We start from the raw sequence: 25,272 nt of genomic DNA, 5'->3' as shown, positions 1-25,272 counted from the left end.
CATTACTATGTCCAAGAACTATTTTAAAATTGCCTTACGGGGTTTTGCCAAGCATAAGCTTACTTTTTTCATTAACCTTTTTGGCTTGTCCTTGGGGTTATGGGCTGCTATTTTAATCGGTCTTTGGGTCAATTCTGAATTGAATGTAAATAGAGAGTTTAAAGATCTGGATCAAATCTATCGAGTGATGGAGCACCAGACGTATGGCGTTGATGTTTTTACTACCAATTCTACTCCAGGCGTATTGGCAGAAAGCATGAAGGAAACGCTTTCGGAAGTAGAATTTGCCTCTACCTATACCTGGTCACAAACCCAGTTATTCATCCAAAAAGATAAGAGAATCAAGTTGACCGGGATTTATGCCATGCCTGATTTACTTCAGATTTATCAATTTGATGTGGCGCAAGGAGATTTGGATCGGATGTTGACTGCAAACAACCATGTAGTCTTGACGGAAAAAGGGGCTATCTCCCTCTTTGGGAAAACAGATGTCGTAGGGGAGGATGTAGAAATTCGACAAGGGACAGACTCAAAAAATTTTATTGTACAGGGAGTTCTTAAAGATTTGAAAGAAAGCTCCTCCTTGAAGTTTGATTATATTTTGCCTTATGCCCTTTTTTTCAGGAAAATGAATGGCTTTCTGACTGGGGAAATAATGGTCCCAGTACCATCATCAAATTGAGAGAAGGAACAGATCCTGAAGCTTTTTCGGCTAGTATTGAAAATTATATCTCCGAAAGAAATGAGGATTCCAATGTTCGCCTTTTTGCATATCCCTTGGCAGATTTGTACCTCTACGGGCAATGGAAAGATGGTGAGTTAGTAGAAGGGAGAATAAAAAACGTCAAATTGTTTGCCATGATCGGTCTCTTCGTCCTGATCATCGCCTGCATAAATTTCATGAACTTGAGCACTGCAAAATCTCAAAAACGTGCCAAGGAGGTTGGGGTAAGAAAGGTGGCAGGAGCTGATAAAAAATCGCTGGTCATGCAGTTTATGAGTGAGTCTATATTGATTTCATTTTTTCTGGGTTCATTGCCGTGCTATTGGTAGAAATTAGTCTTCCCATATTTAATGAATTGACTGGAAAAGAAATGTTTGTGCCTTATGGTTCAGGTATTTTCTGGATGGAATTGCTCAGTATTATCTTATTTACCGGATTGGTTGCGGGCAGTTACCCAGCGCTTTACCTGTCAGCCACCAAAGTAGTTTCAGTTTTTCGGTCATATACCAAATCAGGTAAAGGAGTGGTGATGGCCAGAAAAGGATTAGTTCTATTTCAGTTTATTCTTGCCACAATTTTGATCGTTTCCACCTTGGTAGTATATCAGCAAATCAGTTTTGCTATGAACCAAGACCTGGGATACAGCAAAGACCAATTGATTCAAGTAACCTTGGAAGGGAAGCTATTGGAGAGTTTTGATGTGTTCAAAGCAGAATTGGAGAAAAATGAAAACATAGAATCCGTCAGCCGCTCGTCCTTTGGGTTTATGGGAAGAAACTCTAATACGGGAGGAGTAGAGTGGGAAGGAAAAGACCCCGAAAATGCGGCGTTATTTGAGATCATCCGGATCGACTATGATTTCATTAAGACTTCCGGTTTGCAATTGGTGAGGGGAAGGGATTTTGATCACCAGCATGGATCGGATTCGGTATCAGGAGCTATATTAAATCAGACTGCTTTGGAATTAATGGAGCAAGATCATGAAGGAAATGAATTTTTTAGACTTTGGGATGAGGAAAGAGCTATTACCGGAGTGGTGAAAGATTTTCATTTTGAGAGTTTTAGAAAAGATGTAGCCCCTGCTATATTTCTGCTAGATCCTAAAAACACCTGGCAAGGTTATATCAAGGTAAATACCAGTAAAATTCAGGAAACAGTGGCTTACTTAGAAACTGTTGCCAAAAATCTAAACCCGGAATTTCCTTTTGATTATAGTTTCATGGATGAAAACTATGCTCGTTTATATCAGGAGGATGTACGTTTAAGAGATCTTGCTCAATATTTTAGCATATTGACTATTTTGATTTCCTGCCTGGGATTACTTGGACTTTCTGCACATGTGGCGGAACAAAAAACCAAAGAGATTGGAATAAGAAAAGTATTGGGAGCCTCCACTATTTCCATTTTACAAGTCATCAATAAGGAATTTATTCTAATCGTTTCCCTGTCTATCCTCATCGGATCCGGTATTGCCTTTTGGGTAATGAAAGACTGGCTTGCAGGGTATCAATACAAGATTTCATTTGAATGGTGGTTTATACCGGTAGCAGCTGCTACGATTTTAGGTGTGGCATTTTTAACGGTCACCTTACAATCCTTGAAAGCGGCCCATTCCAATCCGGTACAGGCGATTAAAAGCGAATAGGGGATTTAAGATTTAAGATTTATGATGTAGGGTTTGGACCGTCATTACCTGCCCTCCGGGAGGCGGGCGAGACGAGGAACGAGGCGATGCAATCTCGTACTTACCGCGGTCTGTGTCTTCCAGACAGAATCGTTTTGGCAGCAAGATGGAGTCTAATCTAAGATTGAAATCGAAAAGTCCTCGAAAAAATAATTCCAGACCCCAGTGGGGTCAAAGATTTATAGCCCAGGGTTAAAACCCTGGGTAAAATGGACTAGATTCCCCCAGCGCTGGCCCAGGATTTTCTTTTGGAGACAGAATCGTTTTGCCAGCAAGATGGAATCTAATCTAAGATTGAAAAAGTTTTGTGGGACTCAGACTTTGTTCTTTTCCATTGATGAAAAGAACCAAAATCTAGGCCATGGAGAATTCTTCAAATTGAGCTGTTTTCGATTTAAATAAATTTTCGTTTAGCTCAATTTGATTTTGTTCCCCTTGATTTTTGCTAAAAATGAGTGGATCTCGTTCGTAAACTTCACGAGCTAACTCATTTTCTTCACGCCAAATCAACTGTCCCAAAACCGAATACTCCAAAGGCAATACTAAGTGTTTTGAGTCAACATTTCGTCATCTCAGTCAGTGTCCTATAGACAGAAAAGTTTTGCCTGCCCTTCGGGAGGCAGGCTCGCAATGACGTTCGAGTATCAGTTTTTGGACCGTCATCCTATGTTTGTCAGTGAGAGTTGAAGCAGTATAATATTTTGTAGTTTAATAATCACAGAAGAGGAGAAGGGAGAAAGATGGAGTCTAATCTAAGATTGAAATCGAAAAGTCCTCGAAAAAATAATTCCAGACCCCAGCGGGGTCAAAGATTTATAGCCCAGGGTTAAAACCCTGGGTAAAAATTAGATTTCCCCAGCGCTGGCCCAGGATTTTCTTTTGGAGACAGAATCGTTTTGCCAGCAAGATGGAATCTAATCTAAGATAGAAAAAGTTTTGTGGGACTCAGACTTTGTTCTTTTCCATTGATGAAAAGAACCAAAAATCTAGGCCATGGAGAATTCTTCAAATTGAGCTGTTTTCGATTTATATAAATTTTCGTTTAGCTCAATTTGATTTTGTTCCCTTGATTTTTGCTAAAAATGAGTGGATCTCGTTCGTAAACTTCACGAGCTAACTCATTTTCTTCACGCCAAATCAACTGTCCCAAAACCGAATACTCCAAAGGCCATACTAAGTGTTTTGAGTCAACATTTTGTCATGTCAGACAGTATCCTTCAGACCGAAATGAATTAAAAGTGGTCTTTAAGGACCTGCCTTTCGGTAGATAGGCTCGAAATGACGTCGAGTATCTTCGACCGCAGGCGAACAATTTTGTCCGATAGTTTGGAGGTAGCTTCAAATGAAACTGCCCAAAAGCATTGATTTGACGGTTTTTGGATGGCATGAAAGTGGATTTCTACTGAATAGTTTGGAGTTTGTCCAGTGCCTTATGGCACCAAAGAAGTCCCTTCTGTATTTTTTTAGCTTCATCAGCCAAATTGAATCTTGTATGTGGAAAAACTACTTCAAAATTGCATTTCGTAGTCTTCGGAAAAGGAGACTTTTCAGTTTCGTCAATGTCATAGGATTGGTTTTAGGACTAGTTACTTTCATGACCTTGTTTGCTTTTGTAGCTACTGAATGGACATACAATGATTTTCACGCTAACAAGGATCGTCTATATCGGGTGGTTGTGGTGGAAGGAAATGGAGAGGCTGAAATCTATTTGCCACCGGGATATGCTTCTATACTCAAAGATCAATTTGTAGACCTGGAGTCTGTGGATCGAGTGGCAGGTTTTATAGGAGGAGGATTAATCGCTATTCCAGGTACTGATTTAGCTTTTAAAGAGAATGAAGTAAGCTATGTAGAAGGTTGTTTTTTGAGAATTTTTCATTTCCCGTATTACGTGGTACTGCTGATTTAAGAACATCACAAACTGCTGTTATCACCGAGGTACTCGCTAAAAAATACTTTGGGGAAGCGGATGCTTTAGGGAAATCGTTTACACTAAGCAATCAGTTCGGAAAGCATGATTTTACGGTCACAGGCGTACTTGCTGAAATCCCTGCTAGATCCGATTTAAATGCCAATATCTTTTTATCCATCCATACCTTAGAGAGCCCGGATAACCGGGGAGGAAATGATTGGGCGGATCCAAATGGAGTAGATTCAGGATTTGTAAACCTTTTTGCTTTAAGCAAATCAGGGGTAGACGCAGGGGATTTATCTCAGCAGATCACAGATTTCATACGAAAAAATCCAGGTTCAGAAGAAGTGTCCATCATTCTTCAACCATTGTCAGAAATTCATTTGGGTGCCAGTATTTCTGATCCTTTACCTTCTTATGGTAGCCTTTCCACCATTTTGGTTTTTGCCATCATGGCTTTTTTGATTTTGGGAATTGCTTATGTGAATTATTTAAATCTTTCCTCAGCCAGTATTCTGACTAGGATCAAAGAGATTAAAATGCGAAAAGTACTTGGTGCCAAGAGTTGGCAATTGGCCGAGCAGTTTATGGTGGAAACTACCCTTTTGATGGCCTTTGCCACTGTTCTGGGGCTCTCTCTGGTTTATCTGGGGCAAAGCCTTGCTGAGTCAATTATTGGACAAGGAATTTGGATGGGAGCCTTTCAAACCCCAGTGTTTTGGATTTTGCTTGTTGGAGTGATCGGTATCTGTGCCTTGATTTCTGGGTTTTATGTGGTGGTTTTGTCTGGAAAATTTGATCAAAAGTCCGAACTAAAGGTGAAATCTCCTGGAAGAGAACTATTGAAAAAGGGGTTAGTGGTATTCCAATTTGTGATTTCCATAGGGATTATCGTCTGCACTTTGGTAATTAGGGATCAGTTGACCTTCATGCAAAACAAAAACCTTGGGATGAATCTGGATCAGAAAATCATCGTGGAAGGTCCAAATGATGTAGGAGAAAACAAGCAAAATAAAATGGCAAACTTCAAACAGCGTTTGCTATCTCAAGTATTTGTCAAAGGTTTGGGAGCCTCTAATGCGCTTCCAGGTATTAGCTATAATTTTTCGGCAGGTGGAATCACTCCCATGGTTCCAAGACCAGAGGATAAAGATAAAAGCTATGCCATGATGATCATGGATGATCAGTTTATCCCCACCTACGAGATTGAAATGGTTGCAGGAAGAAACTTTACCCAAACAGATGCGGAACAAGGATGGGGAACAGCTAAAAAGCTGATTTTAAACGAGAGTTCTGTGAGAGAACTTGGCTTTGAGAATCCAACAGATGCCATCGGGAAAAATATTTTGTGGGGAGACCCATACGAAGTAGTAGGTGTGGTCAAAGATTACCACCATTTGTCCTTACGTGAGAAAATTGCACCCATGATTTTCTTGCCTTCTCAAGCTGAAGGTTTCTTTTCTTTAGTAGTGGATCCCCATCAGATGGCAGATAATCTCCATACCATCGAATCCATCTATGAAGAAATCTTCCCCGGGAATCCATTCACTTACTTTTTTATGGATGAGAAGTTTGCTTCCCAATACCAATCCGAACAGCAATTGAGTAAAGCGTTCACGATGGCAGGTGTTTTGGCAATCTTGATTTCTTGCTTAGGATTGTTTGGTTTGGCAGCCTATACAGTTCAGCAAAGAGCCAAAGAAATTGGCATCCGAAAAGTGTTGGGAGCAAGTAGCACCAACCTTTTGAATTTGGTCAGCAAGGATTTTATCGTATTGGTAGGAATCGCCATGGTTTTGGCATTTCCAATCGCTTGGTATGCCATGCAGAGTTGGCAAGAGGAATTCCCTTACAAGGCGGGTTTATCCATATTCTCCTTTTTGGTAGCGGGTGGGTTAACCTTGTTGATAGCAGTATTGACCGTGGGCTCCCAAGCCTTGAAAGCGGCCTGGTCAAATCCAGTAGATTCGATTAAAGACGAATGATTTGAGATAACTGATTTTAGATAAAAGATTAAGATTTATGTAAATGAATATAAAATGGATTTAACGTAGAAATGCCTATTTAAACGCCCCAAACCCCAGAGCTATGTTTAAAAATTATATTAAGATTGCCCTTAGAAATCTCTTTAAAAACAAGGTCTATTCCATCATAAATGTGATGGGTCTGACCCTAGGTTTTCTTTGCTGCATGCTGATCATGTTGCATGTCAAAGATGAGCTTTCCTATGATAAATTTGTTCCAAACTATGCCCAAATACACCGCGTCTCATTGGAGCGGATTTATCCAGATCATGTAAATTTTTATTCCATTATTCCCCATAGTTTTGCAGAGGTAATCCAAGAGGAAGTAAAAGGAGTATCGGATGCTATCCGGATTTTTAATTTTGGCGCCGGGAATGTAATTACCTATGAAGACACTCCTTATGAGGAAGATTATGTGGCTGCCGCGGATTCTAATTTTTTCAATGTTTTTGATTTTGTGCTTTTAGAAGGGGACAAGGAGACGGCATTGGCGGAGCCTAATACTGTGGTGATTTCCAATTCGGCTTCCATGAAAATATTTAAAGGGGAGTCAGCTTTGGGTAAAACCATCAAGCAGGGGCAAACTGAATATGAGATTACTGGAGTCATGGAAGATATTCCGGAAAATTCCCATATGAAATTTGATTACTTGGTTTCCAGTACTTCCTTTCCTTTCATAGATCAGGATAATTATACCTCCTTTTCTGCTCATACCTATTTAAAATTGGATCCAAATGTATCTCCTAAATCCGTGGAAGAGGCAATTCCTGGATTAGTGACCAAATATGCTTCGGGGCAAATTGAGCGGAATTTAGGGGTCAGTTATGCGGATTATACTGCAGCTGGAAATGGCTATCGCTATTTCCTTCAGCCTCTTAAGGACATTCATTTGCACTCCAATCTAGAGGGAGAAATCAAGGCAAATGGCAATTATTTATATGTGTATATTTTTATTTCCATTGCAGCATTTATTCTGGTATTAGCCTGCATCAATTTCATCAACTTAGCTACTGCGAGGTCTGCCGATCGTGCCAAAGAAGTTGGAGTGAGAAAAGCGATGGGTTCAGCAAGGAAGCAAATCATCACTCAATTCTTATTGGAAGCAGTACTTCTTACCATTGTCAGTTTGATGATTGGAATCGTTTTGGTCAGCTTTGCCGTTCCATTTTTCAATAATCTGGCCCAGAAATCCTTGGTATTTGATTTTGCGGCAATGCTATCGTCCATTCCATTATTATTGATTTTCGGAGTGATTGTTGGCTTATTGGCAGGGTACTATCCTGCATTCCAGATTTCAAAATTCAATACGATCAGCATTCTCAAAGGAAAGTTACAAACGGGTAAAGGCAATTGGCTTAGAAATGGGTTGGTGGTTTTTCAATTCGGAATTGCCATCGTATTGATTTCGGGGACCCTCATAATCAATGATCAGATTCAGTTTATTCAATCCACTAGTTTGGGTTTCAATAAAGAAAATGTATTGGTTTTACAGCGGTTTGGCAATCAAGACAACCATAATGCTTTAAAGCAAGAGATAGAGAATTTACCGGGAGTGATATCTGCTGGGAAGACAAGCACCATGCCTGGAAAAGGTACCTTCGGTGTTCAATTTACCAAACCTGGCGGTGGAGATGTGTTGACCACCAAAGGCTTTTCTGCCGAAGCTGATTTTTTCAGTACTTTAAAAATAGAAGCCTTGGAAGGAAGGGTATTTGATGAGGATTTCAATGATTCACTTTCTTTGATTTTAAATAAGTCTGCTGTAAAAGTGTTTTTTGGAGATGAAAATCCCTTAGGGCAACATTTGATGACCACAAATAATATCAATGGAGAAAATATTACATCCGAGTTAACAGTGGTGGGAGTGGTCGAGGATTTTAATTTTGAATCTCTGCACACAGTGGTGACACCATTGGCTATCTTCAATACCAAGAACCCTGCTGGTTTTACCAATACACTTGCGATCAGATTTGAGAATAACCGTCAAAATGAAGTGTTGGGAGCAGTAGAAGAAAAATGGGCAAGCCTGTCCGATGGTCTTCCTCTTTCCTATTATTTCTTAGACAATGGCTTGGCGGAATTGTATAAAAATGAGCAGACTTCCAGCAAAATTTTAGGAGTGTTTTCCATTTTAGCAATTCTAATTGCCTGTATTGGATTATTTGGCTTAGCCGCCTATACAGCATTTCTCCGAACCAAAGAGATTGGTGTTCGAAAGGTCCTTGGGGCTTCCGTGGGGAGTATTGTGTTCCTTTTGTCAATCAACTTTGCCAAGCTGGTGGGGATTGCCTTTTTAATTGCTGTGCCAGTGGCTTGGTTTGCGATGGACGGTTGGCTGGATTCTTTTGCCTTCAAAATAGATTTGGGGCTTACTGTGTTTTTGGTAGCAGGGCTTCTGACTTTGGGAGTGGCTTTAATTACTGTAAGCTATCAAGCAATTTCAGCTGCAATAGTCAATCCGGTAAAAAGTCTGAAAAGCGAATAAGGACTTGAAACTTAGCGCTTAATTCCTGCCTTTTTCTTCATAATAAAGTCCTTCAGATGCAACCTTTTTGGCTTTAGTGTCATCTTGTAAAGTAGGAAGTTTTTTATTTCCTGTTTTGACTACTAAACCAACCCACCATGCTGAAGAATTATTTGAAAATTGTCTTTCGCACGCTGCAGAAAAACAAAGTGTATGCCTCTATCAATATCCTGGGCCTTAGTCTTGGGATAGCAGCCAGTGTACTGATCGTTGTATTTGTAGCGGATGAATTGAGTTATGATCAGTTTCATCCACAAAGTGAAAATCTTTACCGAGTTGATTTTTCGGAAAGCTTAACGGTAATGAATTTAACATGGCCATGACAGGGGCACCTATTGGGCCTGCTATGGCCGAAGAAATTCCTGAAGTTGAAAGCACCCTTAGGGTAGGGCAATGGGAGTCAGTTCCAATCCAATATGAAGAACTCACTTTCACAGAGGGAAATATTCTGGTGGTTGATAAAAACTTCTTCGATTTTTTTGGATTTGAGCTGCTACAGGGAGATCCAGCCACAGTTTTGGATGGTCCAAATAAAATTGTAATTACCCAAGATAATGCGAGAAAATACTTTGGAGATGAAGACCCAATAGGGAAGGTGCTTTTACGTGGTTCAGACAAAACTGCTTCTGAAATTACAGGAGTGATCAGTAATCCTCCATCAAATTCCCATCTCACGTATGATATGATCATTTCTGGAGAAAGCTGGGAATATATGAAAAATGAGAATTGGTCTAGTAACAATCTTTATACTTATTTCAGGACCTATCCTGAGGTAGATTTGAGTAATGTACAGACCTCTCTTGATGGATTTATTGAAAAATATTTTGGACCTGAAATTGAGCAGTATCTTGGTTTTTCCATGGATGAGCTAAGGGCCCAAGGAAATAATGTTGGGTATGGGTTTATGCCTGTAGAGGAGATCCATTTATATTCTGAGCTATCTGAAGAGCCGACTACACCGGGCAATATCCAATACCTATACATATTTGGGGCTATCTCCATTTTTATCATTCTGATAGCCTGCATCAATTTCATGAATCTTGCCACGGCCAAATCAGCTAATCGTGCGAAAGAGGTAGGAGTAAGGAAATCCATCGGCGCAGGTCGAACTTCACTAGTTGGCCAGTTTCTTTCTGAATCCATGATTTACAGTTTTATTTCTGGTTTTGTGGCTTTGATTTTTATTTTGGTAGCATTGCAACCATTTAATGCCCTTTCAGGTAAAAATTTGAGTTGGATGGTTTTTCTCGATCCAATTTTACTCATAGGTTTTTTTGCCTTTCTTTTTTTCGTGGGACTCGTGGCGGGTTCTTATCCTGCCTTTTATTTGACATCCTTTTCTCCTTCGGAAGTGCTCAAGGGAAAAGTAAGAAAAGGAGCCAAACGATCTGGCTTTAGAAATGGCTTAGTTATTTTTCAGTTCATTGTTTCCATTTGCCTAATCATCAGTAGTTTGGTGGTGTATAAGCAGCTGACCTATATGCAGGAAGTCAATTTAGGTTTTGACAAAGAAAATGTGATCAACTTGCTTCATACCCGGGCTTTGGGAAATAATGCTGAAGCTTTCAAGCAGGAACTTTTGTCGAATACTGGCTTTGTTGCAGCCTCTTTCGCTAATAATTTGCCTCCGAAAATTGATTGGACCTCTGTGTACCGAGCGGTCGATACCGAGCAAGATTATCTCTTTACGATGAATTGGGTGGATCAGGACCACCTTGATGCCATGGGGTATGAGATGGTGAGAGGAAGGTTTTTTCTGAAGATTTTCCAACTGACAGCTCTGCCTTGATAGTTAATGAAAGTGCATTTAAACAAATAGGTTGGACAGAGTTGGACGGAACGCAAAAAATCTCCGGGTATTTTGATGCAGATACCAACGAAGTAAGGGAAGTAATCGGCGTGATTAAGGATTTTAATTACGATAATCTCAAGCTAAAAATAGAACCATTGATTATGGGGATTGCGCCTGATTATTATCAGGAAATGGCTATCAGACTAAATCCTGGTGATATTACTGATCGGATTAATTTAATTGAAGAGCTTTGGTCAAAATATGCTAATGGAGCTGCTTTTGAATACTCTTTCGTGGATTCAAATTTTGATTCCCTTTACCGATCAGAAAAGAATATGGGTAATATCATTTTGGTATTTACAGTCCTGGCGATCAGTATTGCCTGCTTGGGGCTTTTCGGGTTGGCAGCTTATACCACCGAGCAGCGATCAAAGGAAATTAGTATCCGCAAGGCCATGGGAGCAACAATGCCTCATTTGGTCACTTTGCTGAGTAAGGATTTTACCGTTCTAGTTTTGATTGCTTTTGTCATTGCAGGGCCCTTGGCTTACTATGTGATGGATCAGTATTGGCTTCAAAATTTCGCTTTTAGAACCTCCATAGGTTGGGTCCTGATTTTTGGTGCGGGAATGCTGTCCATTCTTATAGCATGGCTTACAGTGAGTTATCAAAGTTTTAAGACTGCCGCTTCAAATCCGGTAGACTATTTAAAAAGTGAGTAGGAGAATTCAGGATTTGGGATTATTCAAACTTAATTCCAAATCCTTTCCTATCTACCTTCGATACCTTATGTTTCTTTTGTTCGCTTGCGGTCAAAATCAAGGTTGTTCGGACAAGTTTATTCTTCAGTTGACCCTTTCAGGGCTTTAAAAGGGCTTTTTGTCGCTTGGCACAGTCTCTGAATTAGTGATGATAACCAACTAAACTAAAAACGCTATGAAACTTTCAACTATATCTGCCTTCGTGTTTATGCTTTTTTTTATGGGTGCAACTGCCCAGGCACAAACAGAAACTAGAACGCCAGGTGACTTTACAAAAGTGACTTCTTCCGGGTCTTGGGATGTATATATCACAATCGGAGATAAAGACGAGGTGAAATTGGTTTCTAAAGGCTTTGATCTAAACCAAGTCATCACAGAAGTAGAAGATGGTTCGTTAGAAATCAAATTGGAAAAAGGCAGACATAACAATGTGAACTTTACTGCATATGTAACAGTCCGTGAATTGGAATCAGTTGGATTAAGTGGATCAGGTCATATGGAAATTGAATCTGATATTTCCTCTAGGTCATTTGCAATAGGAACTTCTGGTTCAGGTGATATTAAGATGCAACAACTTGAAGCAAGATCCCTGTTTGTAGGTATGAGTGGGTCCGGAAAAGTAATTATTGAGGGAGGCTCCTGTGAAAATGCCAATATTGGCCAATCCGGTTCCGGTTCCTTTGATGCCTTGGATTTGATGGCTGGAGATGTGAAAATTGGAAAGTCTGGCTCTGGAGCTACTTCCATAGGAGTCACAGGAGATTTAAAAGTAGGCGCTTCCGGCTCTGGTAATGTATATATCAAAGGAAATCCGACCAGCCAATCCATAGGAAGTTCTGGATCAGCCAGAATCATTAGAAAATAAAAAAATCCCATAGAGTTTGACTTGAAGCTAATCAGTTCAAGTCAAACTTTTTTCAAAATAACCCACTCGACCATGTTCAAGAACTACTTCAAGATTGTTTTCAGAAACGCAAAGAAAAACCCCTTGTATGTCTTTATCAATATCTTGGGGCTTTCTATCGGGATGGCGGTCAGTATTCTGATTTTTTTGTTCGTCCAGCATGAATTGAGCTACGATACTTATCATAGCAACTCAGATCGGATTTTTAGGGTATCCAGAAATTGGTACAATGCAGATGGAGAGGTGAGTTTACACTTAGGACATGTGGCTGCTCCATTTGGTCCATTGATCAAGTCTGATTTTGGGGATCAGGTGGAGGAAGTAGTTCGACTGACTAATAATGGATTGCTGATTCGGTCTGGAGAGAATTCCTTTATGGAAGATGAGTTTTTCTTTGCTGATCCCGCAGTATTTGATGTGTTCTCCTGGAACATGATCGATGGTGACCCTAAAGCAGGATTGGAGTCAGGAGATGGGGTGTTGATTTCAGAGGATATGGCCAAAAAGTATTTTGGAAATTCTCAAGCTATTGGTCAGGAATTAATTGGTGAAATCCAGGGGATGACCTTGACATTTCAGGTCAGGGGAGTTTTTGAAAATATCCCGGATAATACCCATATGCATCCGGACTTCATTGCCACTATGAACCCCGTAATCCAATTTTATGGAGGCTTGGAGGCATTTATGCAAAATTTTGGGGGGAATAATTTCTCCACCTATGTCTTGTTGAAAGAGGGGTATGATTACAAAGCTTTGGAAGCCCAATTACCAGCTTTGATTGATCGGAACATGGGAGAAGCACAAGCGGGAGTACCCATGTCCAAAGTGACGGAATTGCATTTGTGGCCCATTGAGGATATCCATCTGTATTCCAATCTGGATTCCGAGATAGAAGCCAATGGTAATATCGATTACGTGTATGTGTACTTTGCAGTAGCATTGTTCATCCTACTGATTGCTTGTATCAACTTTATGAACCTATCTACTGCCAGATCCTCATTGAGATCCATGGAAGTAGGATTGAGAAAAGTGATGGGAGCAGATCGAAGTAGGTTAGTCAACCAGTTTATGGGGGAATCCTTTGTGATGACCTTTATTTCCTTGATCATCGCAGTCATTTTGGTCTATATATTCCTTCCTCTTTTTTCAGATTTCACACAAAAACAACTGAGCCTTAATTTCATTGAACATCCTGAATATTTTCTGGTTTTAGTGGGCTTGGCTATTGGAGTGGGGTTATTGGCAGGAAGTTACCCCGCTTTGTTTCTATCCGGATTTTCTCCCTCCAAAGTGCTGAAAGGGACTTTTAAAGCAGGAAAGGGACATGAGAATTTCAGATCCGTTTTGGTAGTGGGTCAATTTGCAATATCAGTAATATTGATTGTAGCCGTCATTGTCGTAGTGCGGCAATTGGATTTTATGCAGTCCAAAGATCTGGGCTTCAAAAAGATGATATTGTGGTTTTGCCTGCAAACCCTAGAATAGTGGAAAACTACCAGATTATTAAAGATCGATTGGTTAATAATCCAGGAATTTCTGCCGTAACCATTTCTAGTAGAGTGCCATCGGGAAGGCTTTTGGATTCACAAGGAGGTAGTGCTGAAGTGAATGGTGAAATGTCCCAGTTGGATGTAAGAATCGCGGATATCCATGTGGGCCACGAGTTTATTAAAACCTATGGAATTCCAATAGTGGCGGGAAGAGATTTTGATTTTCAAATGGCGAGTGATTCTACCGAAGCCTTTATCCTCAATGAGGTAGCTATTCGCGATATTGGATGGGCAACTCCGGAGGAGGCAATTGGAAAGAAATTTAATTATGGAGGAAGAAATGGCTTTGTTACTGGAGTGATGAAAAACTTCCATTTCGAATCCTTGCACCAGCCGATTGTGCCGATTGTATTTATGATTACTCAGGATCGTTCCAATCAGGTGAGTATTAAAATAGATGCTTCCAGAAGAGAGGAAACTTTGGCTTACCTCAAATCTGAATGGGCTGATTTGAACCCTGGATTCCCTTTTGAGCCACGTTTTGTGGACGAAGGTTTTAACAGGCAGTATGAAGCCGAGCAACGAGTAAAAACAATCTTCACCTTTTTCTCTGCTTTAGCTGTTTTGATTTCCGTATTGGGATTGCTTGGATTAACCACCTTTGCCACGGAACAGAGAACCCGGGAAATAGGAATTAGAAAAGTGATGGGAGCTGAAACCAGCAATATTCTGATATTACTTGGCAAAGATTTTATGAAATTGGTATTGATTGGATTCTTGATAGCAGTTCCAATTTCTTGGTTTGGAATGGATAGCTGGTTGGAAGATTTTGCTTATAAGATTGGCATTAGCTGGACCGTCTTTCTTTGGGCAGGATTGATTGCAGGACTGATTGCAGCAGGAACCGTGATGATGCAATCCCTGAAGGCTGCTTTAGCGAATCCAGTGAAAAGCATCAAAAACGAATAGAAAGCCCCGGCTTCTAACATGATATCGGCTCATCTGTAAATTCAGGTGAGCCGTTTTTTTATTCGATACATCAGAAATCCAATAAGGGAAACTTCTCAAATTTTTTGAATGAGGATTGGTTAAATTCCTGAATGAATATTCTTTTTCTAAGGTTAAAGCTGATTTAAATCAGTAATTTAGGTAGCATATCTCTTCATTTTTAATAAATACTTTTCTGAAATTATAGTTTAAAATTAACGACTTGGGTTTTGGATGTAATCAATACACCTTTTTTCAAAGAAGTAGGAGAAATAGCTAGGTTTACCGGAAGGTTTTTCAAACAGATCGTTAAACCAAAGCAGGAATATGAGGAATTTATCAATCAATGTTTCTGGATTGGCTATAAGACCTTCACTTTGGTAAGCATCACTGCTTTTATCATGGGGCTGGTATTGACTATCCAGTCTAGACCTACTTTGGTTGAGTTTGGAGCGGCCTCCCTCTTGCCATCAATGGTTTCGGTATCCTTGGTTCGTGAAATTTCACCTGTTATCACGGCATTAATATGTGCCGGTAAAATAGGTTCTGGAATTGGTGCAGAGCTGGGATCTATGCGCGTGACAGAACAAATTGATGCAATGGAAGTATCTGGAACCAATCCTTTTAAATATTTGGTGGTCACCAGGGTGATGGCCTCTACATTAATGGTTCCCATTCTATCCATTTTGGCTATTGCTATTTCCCTATATGGAGGGTATTTAGGGGTGAATTTGAAAGGTTCTGTAAGTTGGTCCCTTTACTGGTTTCAAGCTTTTGATGCACTTACTTTTGGGGATTTTATCCCTTCATTGATCAAGACATTTTTCTTTGGTTTTGCGATAGGGATTGTCGGATGCTATAAAGGCTATAATTCTCAAAAAGGCACAGAGGGAGTAGGAAGGTCGGCTACCACCGCGGTGATCGTCGCGTCTTTACTGGTTTTTATTTTGGATTTGATTGCTGTACAGATTACTGATCTATTAGGACTGACTTGAGGGATGGAACAGAAGGATCATATTATTAAAGTTTCAAAGCTCAATAAGTCATTTGGTAGCAATCAAGTGCTCAAGGACTTCTCTATGGAATTAGGCCGAGGGGAAAACTTGGTTATTCTTGGAAAGTCAGGGTCTGGGAAGTCCGTTTTGATCAAATGCATCATCAAACTCTTGGAGCCGGACTTTGGTGAGATCAAGGTGTTGGATCAGAATATCAGTGAATTGGATGAGGATGAAATGGATTTACTCCGAAAAGATGTGGGTTTTCTTTTTCAAAGTAATGCATTGTATGATTCCATGACGGTTCGGGAAAACCTGGAGTTCCCTTTGAGGAGGCACTGGACTTTAGAAGAACGTGAAAACAAGGCTGAAGAAGCAGTGATGGAGGCTCTGGAAGATGTCGGGCTTTCCCACACGGTCAATATGATGCCTGCAGAATTGTCTGGGGGAATGAGAAAGCGAATCGCTTTGGCAAGAACGCTGATTTTGAAACCTCAAGTGATTTTGTATGATGAGCCTACTACAGGCTTAGACCCCATTACAGGTAGAGAAATCAGTGAGCTTATGATTTCTATTCAAGAAAAATACAAAGCTTCATCAGTGATCATTTCTCATGACATGAACTGTATAAAAATGACTTCTAATCGGGTAATTGCTTTGATAGATGGAAGGAATTATGAGACGGATACGTATGATAATTTAATGAAAAGCACTGACCCAAAAGTCAGTGAATTCTTTCGATAGGATGAAAAAAGAACGAAAAATAGAAAATGCAAAACTGGGAGTTCTAGTATTGGCCAGCCTGATATTTCTGGTTTTTTCCCTGTATTTAATTGGGAAAAATCAGAATATATTTGGTTCCTCTATCAAAGTGATCGCAGAAATGCAGGATGTCAATGGCCTTCTTCCTGGGAATAATGTGCGATTCAAAGGAATGGATATTGGAACGGTGAGTGGGATTGATATGAAAAATGATTCTATCATTCATGTGGAACTCCTGATTCATAAATCCATGCAGCCCTATATCAAGAATAATTCGAAGACTACGATCAATACCGATGGATTAATGGGCAATAAAATACTGCATATTAATCAAATGGAGGCAGATGCCCCCTTTTGGAACCTGGAGATATATTGTATTCATTGCCTCAGATTGATACCGATGAAATGCTTCAAACACTTAATTCTACCGGGAATTATTTGGAAAACACCTTAAGTAATCTTTCTGTGATCACAGAAAAATTGAATCAAAGCGAAGCACTTTGGGACTTGTTGTCAGAACCTGAATTAGTGAATGACTTGAATATTGCGATTCGGAAATTTAGAGATGCCGGTTCGAATGCGGTCGAAATCACTGAATCGGGTAGGAATATGATCACCTCTTTTGAAAAAGGAGATGGCCTGGTCAATCAGTTATTTACCGATAGTAGTATGAGTTCTAATTTCGAAGAAACCTTGATCCAGCTTCAAAATACTAGTAAAGAAGCGGAGGAAATGATGAAGAACGTCAATTTATTACTCCATAATATCCAGGAAGGCAAAGGAACAGCCGGGTTGATTTTACAGGATTCCTTGTTTCGACAACAAGTGGATCAAACCCTTCAAAATCTTGAATCCAGTACCTACAAATTAAATGAGAATATGGAGGCGATGAAGTCTAATTTTCTTTTCAGGGGTTATTATAAGAAGCAAGAAAAAGCCAGAAAGAAGGAAGAGAAAAACGAGAATTAGGTACGATCTCATCCTTTACTTTTTTACTTGACTGCTAGTTTTAGAATTTAGTAAAACATTCAGGGGAAGAAATTTTTTGATTGTTCGAATTTGGTCAACTGTGTCCGAATATTAAGTCCATTCGCTCTCAAAACCGAGTTTTATAGACAAAAGAGCAGGTTTTTTTATGGCACAATACTGGTGAATGGGAATGGTATAAAATGGCAGGTAGAAGAATGTTCATATACTAGCTTTCCCATTGGATTATATTCTTTAGTAAAAGTGCTTAGGCGGATGTCTTTATATGATTTCTTCCAACCAGCATAATAGCATGAAAAAATTTACTAGTAATCCTGATAGCAGCATGCAACCTTCAAAGCACTTACTGCATCTTATCCATAGCACGTGATGCTATCCATGTTTTTTTTAGAAACTCCATTGAATAAATCAAATCAACAAAACTATCATAACAATGAAAATCTATTCAAAATTGTTGGCCCTTGCCATTTCAGCTTTTATCCTAGTTTCTTGTGCACAAGCCCAGCAGACAGAAACCAGATCTCTTGGTCATTTTACAGAAGTGCATTCCGGAGGTAGTTGGGAAGTGATTTTGGAGGAAGGGAATAAGGAGGAAGTTCGGATTGAAGCCAGTGGTGTAGACCTAAGTAAGGTTAGAACTGAAATAGAAGGGAATGAACTGAAGCTGGGCTTAGTAAAGGGAAGCTATAACCGAGTGAAATTGAAATTTTATGTGACCTATAAAAGCCTTGAGGGTTTAAGATGTTCTGGATCAGGAGAGATCCATGTAAAATCTGATGTGGTAGCCGAAGATTTTAAGTTGGCTCTTTCTGGTTCTGGGGACATCATCATGCAATCTTTGAGAGCGGATGAACTCGATGCATCCATCTCTGGATCTGCAAAAATCCAAATTGATCGAGGGGCAATAGGAGGAGCTGTAATCAGTCAGTCCGGTTCCGGTGATTTTGAAGCGGAAGAGGTGACTTTCGAAGAATTGGAAGTAAAAAAATCAGGATCTGGAGACACCTATGTCGGTGATTTGGGTGAAATATCAGTTCGTTCTTCTGGTTCAGGAGATATTGTATACTCAGGCTCTCCTCGTATGGGAGACATCAAAGTGTCCGGTTCCAGCAGCATTAGAAAACGTTAAACTCAATTATATACCAATTTAAAAACCACCAATTTTTTGGTGGTTTTTTTGTTTTATCCATGACTGGTTTTCCATTACATCAAGAAACCATTTTCAGTTTCATAAGGTGTAGGGATATTATCATCTCCGATCATTTCCAAAAGATCAATTTCAATGGCCCTGGCCACTGAAGAAATTGGCACATCATTGTAACCTCCTTCGAAGGGGTTTTCAGAATAATCACCAATCCTGTCCACCAAGAAGAAAATCCAAATTATAATGGCAGAAAAAGGAATGGTCAGCCAATAGTGAAGTGCCCTGGATTGTTCAAAAATATCCAATAAGCCAAAAGGTATCAATGCACAAAAAATATAGGTGATCCAAAGCCCCGTGGAGGCATATTGCCTAGGGAACGGAAAGTTTTTGATGCGTTCTGACATCCCCTGATGGGTGTATAGATTTCCGATTAGTTCGTGGAGCCTGACTTGCTTGTAATCACTTAAAAACCCTTGTTCTTTTAATTTTGAAATCTCATTACTTTGGTTCTTTAAGATATGTGAGGGAATGTTTGAATGGCTTTTGAGTTGATTCAATTCTTCTTCAGAAAGGTACCTATCTATTTCAGAAAAAATACCGTCGTAATATTCCTTGATAAATCCAGGAATGAAATTCAATTTGTTGACAGGAAGGTTGTGTTCCCATGTTTTTTCCTGACGCATTACATGCTTCAAAGCCAACAGCCATGCCAAATGTCGATAGATGAACTTTTTCTTTTCCTTCAAAGGCATATCGGGATTTGGTAAACTTAGGATTGCCGTGGCGAAGGTTCTGCTTTCGTTCACAATGGCTCCCCAAATTTTTCTTGCTTCCCAAGTTCGGTCATAAGAACTGTTGTTTTTAAATCCTAAAAAGAAAGCAACAGCGACACCGATTACTGAGATGGGTTCCCAAGGGAGTGAAAATGGAATGGAAGTAATTTCATATAGGACAATGATGATAAAGGAATAGAGTATGCCATAAATCAAAGAAAACTTGGACCAGCGAACTGTCATCCAAAAACTATAATACCGTTTGACGTACATAAAACTGGTTTTTTGTTATTAAGCTACTGATTTTTGTTAAAAAATCACTTAACTAATTGATTGGCATGTTGATAAAAAACGCCTAAATGACTTTTAAATGGTGCATTTTTCGTAGATGATTTAGCTTTTAGTTTAAATTTGATACGACTCAAAGAGCTCTTGAAAAAATAGTTTGAAAAAGGTGAACTAATCCCTCAATTTGTGTGTCAGTTTGGTAAGAAGTATCACGTGATTGATTAGCTGGTAAAGCTGGTCATTAAACATAGAAGTTACATGGAGGACCTTTTCGCAGCACGCTCCCAAATGGCGCTTTCGCTCGGGTTTCACATTATTTTTGCCTGTATTGGTATGGTGATGCCCTTTTTTATGGCCACATCTCATTATCAATGTCTGAAGACTGGAAACCCTTTGTACAAAGATTTAACCAAGGCTTGGAGCAAAGGAGTAGCCATATTTTTTGTGACTGGTGCAGTATCAGGAACCATGCTTTCCTTTGAACTGGGGTTGCTTTGGCCAAAGTTTATGTTGCATGCCGGACCGATCTTTGGAATGCCGTTTTCTTTGGAGGGAACGGCATTTTTTATTGAAGCCATCGCATTGGGATTCTTTCTCTACGGTTGGGGTAAATTCAAACCATGGTTTCATTGGTTTACCGGTGTGGTGGTAGGAATTAGTGGTCTGGCCTCAGGCATACTGGTGGTGGCTGCCAATGGTTGGATGAATAGCCCTACAGGCTTTGATTTTGTCAATGGTGAATATTTGAATATTGATCCCATACAGGCCTTGTTTAATGATGCTTGGTTTTCTCAGTCCTTACATATGACCTTGGCTGCGTTTACAGCAACTGGGTTTGCAGTAGCAGGTATTCATGCCTACATGATGTTGAGAGAGAAAAATATTGAATTCCATCGAAAAGCCTTCCGCATTGCTTTGGTTTTTGGAGGGATTGCTGCCTTGCTCCAGCCTATTTCCGGAGATATTTCGGCCAAGGATATAGCGGTCAGACAACCCGCAAAATTGGCGGCAATGGAAGCTCATTTTGAAACTGAAAAAGGGGCTTCTTTGATTATTGGTGGGATTCCTGATGAGGAAGCTAAGGAAGTAAATTATGCTTTGAAAATTCCAGGCGCTTTGAGCTTTTTGGCTCATGGAGATTTTGAATCAGAGGTAATAGGTCTGGATCAATTTCCAGAGGAAAATCACCCTCCCGTGCTGGTGACACACTTTGCTTTTCAAATTATGGTGGGCTTGGGCATGGTGTTGATGGGTTTGGGGCTGTTATTTTTCTTTTCCAATTGGAAAAAGAAGGAATGGATGAGGAAGGATTGGTTCCTCAGGTTGTTTGCTTTGGCTACCCCGCTTGGATTTATCGCAGTAGAAGCTGGCTGGACCGTGACGGAAGTAGGAAGACAGCCTTGGATTATTTATGAAATTCTGAGGACCGAAGATGCCGTTAGCCCTATCCCCGGGATTGCATATTCCTTTTATTTGTTCACAGCGATTTATGTTTCCCTCGCTCTCGTGGTTACCTTCTTGCTGATCCGACAGATCAAAGCTGTGCCTACCTCCCTGAAGAATTCAGGTGAAATGAGTTCCAAGTCAGTCATTTCTAACTCTTAAATTCGAAATCATGCTTTACGTGGTAATTGTTTTTCTGGGGTTGTCCATCTTATTATATATTCTGATGGGAGGAGCTGATTTTGGTGCTGGGATCGTGGAAATGACATCTCCTGCAAAGATTCGGGATCAGGTTAGAGGAATTACCTATCAAACTATCGGACCGATTTGGGAGGCCAATCACATGTGGTTGATTATTACGATTGTGATCCTTTTTGTGGGGTTTCCAGCTATATATACCATGCTTTCCGTGCACTTACATATTCCTTTGGTGCTCATGCTGATTGGAATCATTGGAAGGGGAACTGCATTCGTCTTTAGGCATTACGATGCGGTGAAGGATGATATGCAGCAGATTTACAATTTGATTTTCACCTATTCCAGCTTTGTCACTCCCTTGTTTTTGGGTTTAATATTTGGAGCAACCGTCAGCGGAAACATCAACCCAGTTGCAGTGAATTTTTACGATTCCTTTGTCCAGCCCTGGTTCAATTTCTTTAGCCTTTCTATTGGTGTTTTTACAGTGGCAATTTGTGGGTTCTTGGCAGCTGTTTACCTAGTAGGTGAAACAGAAGAAATGAACTTGAAACCATTTCTCTTGAAGAGATCACGGATGTTTATGGTGGCCATTGTCTTGGCAGGGGGATTGGTCTTTTTGGCAGCTGAAGTAGAAGGAATTGCATTGGTCAGCCTCTTGGTACAAGAACCCTTGACACTTTCAATACTCCTGCTTGCTACCCTTGCATTGGTATTTCTTTGGTTTCAGGTTGAAAAGGGAAACAGAAAATTAAGCAGAGCCCTTAGTGGTTTTATAGTCAGTGCGATATTGATTGCTTTTGGATACCATTATTTTCCGGATATCATCATTACCCAATCCGGAGAAAATCTTTCAGTTTTTAATTCTGCAGCAGTTGGAAAACCGATTGAAACCCTGGCTTGGGCACTAATGATAGGAAGCTTATTTATTTTACCCTCTCTTTTTTATCTTCTGTTTAGTTTTCAGAGATCGAAGGTGATGTAGTAGAATGAATTTATGAAATAGGATATAAGAGGTACGAAATACGAAATACGAATGGAGGGAAAACCATGTGTGGGAAAGACAATTGAAGTACTGGTAACTTTGACCATTTCCTACTGAGACTGCGACTGCCTACTGTGCCTATTTACTACTTCTGCTTCCCAAAATCGCCCATTATCGAACAAAATTGTCCGTTACTTTTGAATAGGGATTTCAAAAAAATAGCTGTTAGGGTTTTTAAAGCTGTTTCGCTTTGGCATTAAACTGGAATAGCTAATTGGGATTTTCAGTCTTGAGATTTAGAAATACCAAAACAATTGCCAACATGTTTACAAATTATTTGAAAGTTGCTTGGAGAAATCTGATCCGTAGCAAATGGGCAGGTGTAATCAATATTCTTGGTTTAGCCATAGGGATTACTGCATCCCTTTTACTTTTTATGGTAGTACAATATGAAATGAGTTTTGATAAGTTTCAAAGTCATTACCATGAAATTTATCGCGTCGTTTCTAAGGACAAATACCCAGATGGGTACGATTACAATCCCGGGGTCAATAACCCTGTACCAGATGCCATCGCTGCAGACAACTTGCCTTTTGGAGAAGTAGTGCCAGTAAAATCTGCTTATAACACCCAGGTGAATATCTATAAAGATGCAGCTGAAGTTGGGATTCCAGACAAATATGAAATCGACTATACCTTCTACACCACACCGGATTTTGCGGATCTTTTTGATTTGGAATTTGCCTCGGGAAACATCCAAAGCCTTTCAGAACCCAATAAAATAATCCTCACCAAAACAACAGCAGCTAAGTTTTTTGGCAATTGGGAATTGGCTGAAAACAAAACCCTAGATTTTTCCAGCGGCTTGAAATTAACTGTTGGAGGGATCGTGGAAAATATTCCGGATAATAGCAATATGTTTTTTGATATGCTGGTTTCCTATCAGACAGTGAGATCCAATCCAGGTATTTATGACCATGATTTAGAGTCCTGGGGTAGTTTGGGAAGCGATAATCAATTGTATGTGAGCCTGGCAGAGCATACAGATGTCGCGAGTGCCCAAGCCGCTTTAGATGGTTTTACCAAGAAGAATTTTGAGGGGAGAGGGAATTCAGAAAAGTCTTTGATCTTACAGCCCTACCAAGACATTCACTTTGACCAGGAATATGGAAGCATCAGCGGGAGTGTGACCCGGTTGTCTACCGTCAACACCTTGGTGATCATCGGATTGTTTATTCTAGTTATGGCTTCCATTAATTTTGTGAATTTGGCCACTTCCCGTGCCATTGGTAAAGGGAAAGAAATTGGGGTACGAAAAGTCATGGGGAGTTCCAAAGCGCAGATAATTTTTCAATCATTTGGAGAAACTTTTCTGTCAGTGTTGATTGCAGCTTTGATTGGTGTGATGGGAGCTACGTTATTACTTCCTTTTTTAAGCCTGATCGCCGATGTTCCAGAGAAGATGGATTTCTTCCAACCTGTCGTCCTGATATTCATCGGAATTTTGATAGTAGCTTTGACTTTACTTTCTGGGTTTTACCCCGCCTTGGTGATTTCTAAATTTAAGCCCATTCATGCGCTGAAAAGCAAATTCCACCAAGGCCAAGTGGGAGGAGTATCGATTAGGAAAGCTTTGGTAGTAGTCCAATTCACCATCGCACAGATCCTGATGATCAGCACGATCATTGCCATTCAACAAATGAACATGGTTCAGGATGCAGACTTGGGTTTCACCAAGGATCATGTCTATTACATTGAAGTGCCATTTGATTCAGAGGATGAACGGAGAATTGAATATTTCAAGCAGGAATTACTGAGCAATCCAAGCGTAGTCTCCGCAAGCTTGGCTTCGGATGTTCCAGCTTCTGATAATAATAGCCTGTTTAATTTTTATTTTGACGGAAAGTCAGAAGACGTTCCTTTTCCTGCTTTTGCAAAGTTTGGGGATGAAAAGTATTTTGAAACCTATGGGATTGAATTTGTAGCCGGAGGTCCCTATCAGGCTAGCGACACCATCCGGGAGGTAGTGATTAATGAAACCATGGCCAAGCGCTTACTGATTGAAGATCCAAATGATGCGATCGGCAAGCAGTTTAGGCTGGGCATTATGAGAGAATGGGCCACCATTACTGGAGTGATCAAAGATTTTACCGTTAACTCCCTGCGCGATGAAATCAGACAGCTGGTCATTGCACCCAAGAAGGATTTTTACCATGTTGTAGGGTTGAAATTGGACCAAAACGCATCCTTGGCAAGCATTGCTGATTTGGAGCAGTCCTTTGAAAAAACTTATCCTGAGCAAATCTATCATGGGTATTTCTTGGATGAATCCATTCAGGAATTCTATGAAAGTGAGCAGAAATTAGCTTTACTATTCAAGATTTTTGCTGCCATTTCCATCCTGATTTCCGGCATAGGCCTTTATGGACTGGTTTCTTTTATGATCAGCCAAAAAGTAAAGGAGATCGGTATTCGCAAAGTGTTGGGAGCTTCCGTTTCCCAGATTACATTCTTATTGACCAGAGAGTATTTCTTAATGGTACTTTTAGCCTTTTTTATAGCGGTTCCAATTGCTTATTGGATGATGGACCGATGGCTTGAAAATTTTGCCTTTAAAATTCCATTTTCCACAGGACTCTTTGTGGTGGTCATGATTTGTTCGCTGTTGATTACAGGTTTAACGGTAGGATCCAAAGCGATCAGGTCCGCCTTGGCGAATCCGGTGGATAGCTTATCGGACGAATAGTGATTTTATGATTTGACCACGAGCGGACGAAATTGTTCGCTTGCTCACCAAGAATCCCTTTAAAAAGCCCAAAACAATGCTGTTTTGGGCTTTTTTCTATGGCACAAAACTGGAATTAAAGAATGGGATGAAACAGGAAATGTTGTACCCCT

At 40.1% G+C, this 25,272-nt stretch carries 21 protein-coding genes and 1 pseudogene; 20 read left to right on the top strand and 2 right to left on the bottom strand.

The genetic code is table 11. The features are described 5' to 3' along the window. Positions 1 to 7 precede the first annotated feature (7 nt). Genes V8V91_RS06440 through V8V91_RS06430 form a run of 3 tightly spaced genes read left to right on the top strand, consistent with a single transcriptional unit; the run spans position 8 to position 2,369 of the window. Positions 8 to 682 (top strand): ABC transporter permease, encoded by a 675-nt coding sequence (locus tag V8V91_RS06440; protein WP_373399364.1) that lies wholly within the window; start codon positions 8 to 10, stop codon positions 680 to 682. Next, positions 679 to 1,053: an ABC transporter permease gene (locus tag V8V91_RS06435; RefSeq protein ID WP_373399363.1), complete on the top strand. Its 375-nt coding sequence runs from the start codon at positions 679 to 681 to the stop codon at positions 1,051 to 1,053. Before V8V91_RS06440 ends, V8V91_RS06435 begins: the two co-directional genes overlap by 4 nt. Then, entirely contained in the window at positions 1,041 to 2,369 is a 1,329-nt protein-coding gene (locus V8V91_RS06430) for an ABC transporter permease (RefSeq protein ID WP_373399362.1), read from the top strand. The genes V8V91_RS06435 and V8V91_RS06430 overlap by 13 nt, the downstream gene beginning before the upstream one ends. Positions 2,370 to 2,762: 393 nt before the next feature. Here the strand turns inward: V8V91_RS06430 and V8V91_RS06425 are convergent, their stop codons facing one another. Then, the gene (locus tag V8V91_RS06425) at positions 2,763 to 2,927 is read right to left on the bottom strand and encodes a hypothetical protein (protein WP_373399361.1); all 165 of its coding nucleotides are present in this window, start codon (positions 2,925 to 2,927) and stop codon (positions 2,763 to 2,765) included. A gap of 823 nt (positions 2,928 to 3,750) precedes the next feature. Here V8V91_RS06425 and V8V91_RS06420 point away from each other — a divergent pair. From V8V91_RS06420 to V8V91_RS06355, 14 genes and pseudogenes are all read left to right on the top strand, one after another. Next, positions 3,751 to 4,317: an ABC transporter permease gene (locus tag V8V91_RS06420; protein ID WP_373399360.1), complete on the top strand. Its 567-nt coding sequence runs from the start codon at positions 3,751 to 3,753 to the stop codon at positions 4,315 to 4,317. After that, positions 4,266 to 6,305 (top strand): FtsX-like permease family protein, encoded by a 2,040-nt coding sequence (locus V8V91_RS06415; protein ID WP_373399359.1) that lies wholly within the window; start codon positions 4,266 to 4,268, stop codon positions 6,303 to 6,305. Before V8V91_RS06420 ends, V8V91_RS06415 begins: the two co-directional genes overlap by 52 nt. 103 nt (positions 6,306 to 6,408) lie before the next feature. Beyond that, positions 6,409 to 8,829, top strand: a complete 2,421-nt coding sequence (locus V8V91_RS06410) for an ABC transporter permease (RefSeq protein ID WP_373399358.1) — start codon at positions 6,409 to 6,411, stop codon at positions 8,827 to 8,829. 137 nt (positions 8,830 to 8,966) lie between these two features. Then, positions 8,967 to 9,191: an ABC transporter permease gene (locus V8V91_RS06405; protein WP_373399357.1), complete on the top strand. Its 225-nt coding sequence runs from the start codon at positions 8,967 to 8,969 to the stop codon at positions 9,189 to 9,191. After that, positions 9,182 to 10,657 (top strand): ABC transporter permease, encoded by a 1,476-nt coding sequence (locus tag V8V91_RS06400; RefSeq protein ID WP_373399356.1) that lies wholly within the window; start codon positions 9,182 to 9,184, stop codon positions 10,655 to 10,657. The genes V8V91_RS06405 and V8V91_RS06400 overlap by 10 nt, the downstream gene beginning before the upstream one ends. Then, positions 10,654 to 11,382: an ABC transporter permease gene (locus tag V8V91_RS06395; RefSeq protein ID WP_373399355.1), complete on the top strand. Its 729-nt coding sequence runs from the start codon at positions 10,654 to 10,656 to the stop codon at positions 11,380 to 11,382. Before V8V91_RS06400 ends, V8V91_RS06395 begins: the two co-directional genes overlap by 4 nt. A gap of 214 nt (positions 11,383 to 11,596) precedes the next feature. Then, positions 11,597 to 12,286, top strand: coding sequence for a head GIN domain-containing protein (locus V8V91_RS06390; RefSeq protein ID WP_373399354.1), 690 nt, complete (start codon positions 11,597 to 11,599; stop codon positions 12,284 to 12,286). A 72-nt stretch (positions 12,287 to 12,358) separates the two neighbouring features. Next, complete coding sequence (locus V8V91_RS06385; protein WP_373399353.1) at positions 12,359 to 13,810, top strand: ABC transporter permease; 1,452 nt, start codon at positions 12,359 to 12,361, stop codon at positions 13,808 to 13,810. Further along, a complete protein-coding gene (locus V8V91_RS06380; RefSeq protein ID WP_373399352.1) occupies positions 13,810 to 14,784 on the top strand; it encodes an ABC transporter permease in 975 nt (324 codons plus the stop codon). Before V8V91_RS06385 ends, V8V91_RS06380 begins: the two co-directional genes overlap by 1 nt. A 233-nt stretch (positions 14,785 to 15,017) precedes the next feature. Further along, positions 15,018 to 15,797 (top strand): annotated as a pseudogene (locus tag V8V91_RS06375) (MlaE family ABC transporter permease); the annotation flags it as partial. Between the two features lie 3 nt (positions 15,798 to 15,800). Next, entirely contained in the window at positions 15,801 to 16,541 is a 741-nt protein-coding gene (locus V8V91_RS06370) for an ABC transporter ATP-binding protein (protein ID WP_373399351.1), read from the top strand. A 1-nt stretch (position 16,542) separates the two neighbouring features. Next, complete coding sequence (locus tag V8V91_RS06365) at positions 16,543 to 17,013, top strand: MlaD family protein (RefSeq protein ID WP_373399350.1); 471 nt, start codon at positions 16,543 to 16,545, stop codon at positions 17,011 to 17,013. Next, positions 16,965 to 17,528: a hypothetical protein gene (locus tag V8V91_RS06360; protein ID WP_373399349.1), complete on the top strand. Its 564-nt coding sequence runs from the start codon at positions 16,965 to 16,967 to the stop codon at positions 17,526 to 17,528. The genes V8V91_RS06365 and V8V91_RS06360 overlap by 49 nt, the downstream gene beginning before the upstream one ends. 451 nt (positions 17,529 to 17,979) lie before the next feature. Next, positions 17,980 to 18,675, top strand: coding sequence for a head GIN domain-containing protein (locus tag V8V91_RS06355; RefSeq protein WP_373399348.1), 696 nt, complete (start codon positions 17,980 to 17,982; stop codon positions 18,673 to 18,675). 74 nt (positions 18,676 to 18,749) lie between these two features. On the opposite strand, the gene V8V91_RS06350 is transcribed toward V8V91_RS06355, so the two are convergent. After that, the gene (locus tag V8V91_RS06350; RefSeq protein WP_373399347.1) at positions 18,750 to 19,736 is read right to left on the bottom strand and encodes a bestrophin family protein; all 987 of its coding nucleotides are present in this window, start codon (positions 19,734 to 19,736) and stop codon (positions 18,750 to 18,752) included. Positions 19,737 to 20,009: 273 nt separating this feature from the next. On the opposite strand from V8V91_RS06350, the gene V8V91_RS06345 reads away from it, so the two are divergent. The 3 genes from V8V91_RS06345 to V8V91_RS06335 all read left to right on the top strand — a co-directional run bounded on the left by V8V91_RS06345 (position 20,010) and on the right by V8V91_RS06335 (position 25,120). Continuing rightward, complete coding sequence (locus V8V91_RS06345) at positions 20,010 to 21,356, top strand: cytochrome ubiquinol oxidase subunit I (RefSeq protein WP_373399346.1); 1,347 nt, start codon at positions 20,010 to 20,012, stop codon at positions 21,354 to 21,356. 10 nt (positions 21,357 to 21,366) lie between these two features. Then, the gene (locus V8V91_RS06340; RefSeq protein WP_373399345.1) at positions 21,367 to 22,374 is read left to right on the top strand and encodes a cytochrome d ubiquinol oxidase subunit II; all 1,008 of its coding nucleotides are present in this window, start codon (positions 21,367 to 21,369) and stop codon (positions 22,372 to 22,374) included. A gap of 322 nt (positions 22,375 to 22,696) precedes the next feature. After that, complete coding sequence (locus tag V8V91_RS06335) at positions 22,697 to 25,120, top strand: ABC transporter permease (protein ID WP_373399344.1); 2,424 nt, start codon at positions 22,697 to 22,699, stop codon at positions 25,118 to 25,120. The last annotated feature ends 152 nt before the right edge of the window (positions 25,121 to 25,272 follow it).

The sequence above is a fragment of the Algoriphagus halophilus genome (assembly GCF_041729275.1).
Classification (GTDB): domain Bacteria; phylum Bacteroidota; class Bacteroidia; order Cytophagales; family Cyclobacteriaceae; genus Algoriphagus; species Algoriphagus halophilus_A.
The sequence above is the reverse complement of the archived record's forward strand: the minus strand, read 5'-3'. Positions and strand labels throughout refer to the sequence as shown.

What these genes read in the sequence shown, in the direction of transcription:
- V8V91_RS06440 (WP_373399364.1), top strand. Translation starts at nt 8, where the DNA reads ATGTCCAAGAACTATTTTAAAATTGCCTTACGGGGTTTTGCCAAGCAT.
- V8V91_RS06390 (WP_373399354.1), top strand. Translation starts at nt 11,597, where the DNA reads ATGAAACTTTCAACTATATCTGCCTTCGTGTTTATGCTTTTTTTTATG.
- V8V91_RS06385 (WP_373399353.1), top strand. Translation starts at nt 12,359, where the DNA reads ATGTTCAAGAACTACTTCAAGATTGTTTTCAGAAACGCAAAGAAAAAC.
- V8V91_RS06335 (WP_373399344.1), top strand. Translation starts at nt 22,697, where the DNA reads ATGTTTACAAATTATTTGAAAGTTGCTTGGAGAAATCTGATCCGTAGC.
- V8V91_RS06355 (WP_373399348.1), top strand. Translation starts at nt 17,980, where the DNA reads ATGAAAATCTATTCAAAATTGTTGGCCCTTGCCATTTCAGCTTTTATC.
- V8V91_RS06360 (WP_373399349.1), top strand. Translation starts at nt 16,965, where the DNA reads ATGCTTCAAACACTTAATTCTACCGGGAATTATTTGGAAAACACCTTA.
- V8V91_RS06405 (WP_373399357.1), top strand. Translation starts at nt 8,967, where the DNA reads ATGCTGAAGAATTATTTGAAAATTGTCTTTCGCACGCTGCAGAAAAAC.
- V8V91_RS06365 (WP_373399350.1), top strand. Translation starts at nt 16,543, where the DNA reads ATGAAAAAAGAACGAAAAATAGAAAATGCAAAACTGGGAGTTCTAGTA.
- V8V91_RS06400 (WP_373399356.1), top strand. Translation starts at nt 9,182, where the DNA reads ATGGCCATGACAGGGGCACCTATTGGGCCTGCTATGGCCGAAGAAATT.
- V8V91_RS06420 (WP_373399360.1), top strand. Translation starts at nt 3,751, where the DNA reads ATGAAACTGCCCAAAAGCATTGATTTGACGGTTTTTGGATGGCATGAA.
- V8V91_RS06350 (WP_373399347.1), bottom strand. Translation starts at nt 19,736, where the DNA reads ATGTACGTCAAACGGTATTATAGTTTTTGGATGACAGTTCGCTGGTCC.
- V8V91_RS06340 (WP_373399345.1), top strand. Translation starts at nt 21,367, where the DNA reads ATGCTTTACGTGGTAATTGTTTTTCTGGGGTTGTCCATCTTATTATAT.
- V8V91_RS06370 (WP_373399351.1), top strand. Translation starts at nt 15,801, where the DNA reads ATGGAACAGAAGGATCATATTATTAAAGTTTCAAAGCTCAATAAGTCA.
- V8V91_RS06345 (WP_373399346.1), top strand. Translation starts at nt 20,010, where the DNA reads ATGGAGGACCTTTTCGCAGCACGCTCCCAAATGGCGCTTTCGCTCGGG.
- V8V91_RS06410 (WP_373399358.1), top strand. Translation starts at nt 6,409, where the DNA reads ATGTTTAAAAATTATATTAAGATTGCCCTTAGAAATCTCTTTAAAAAC.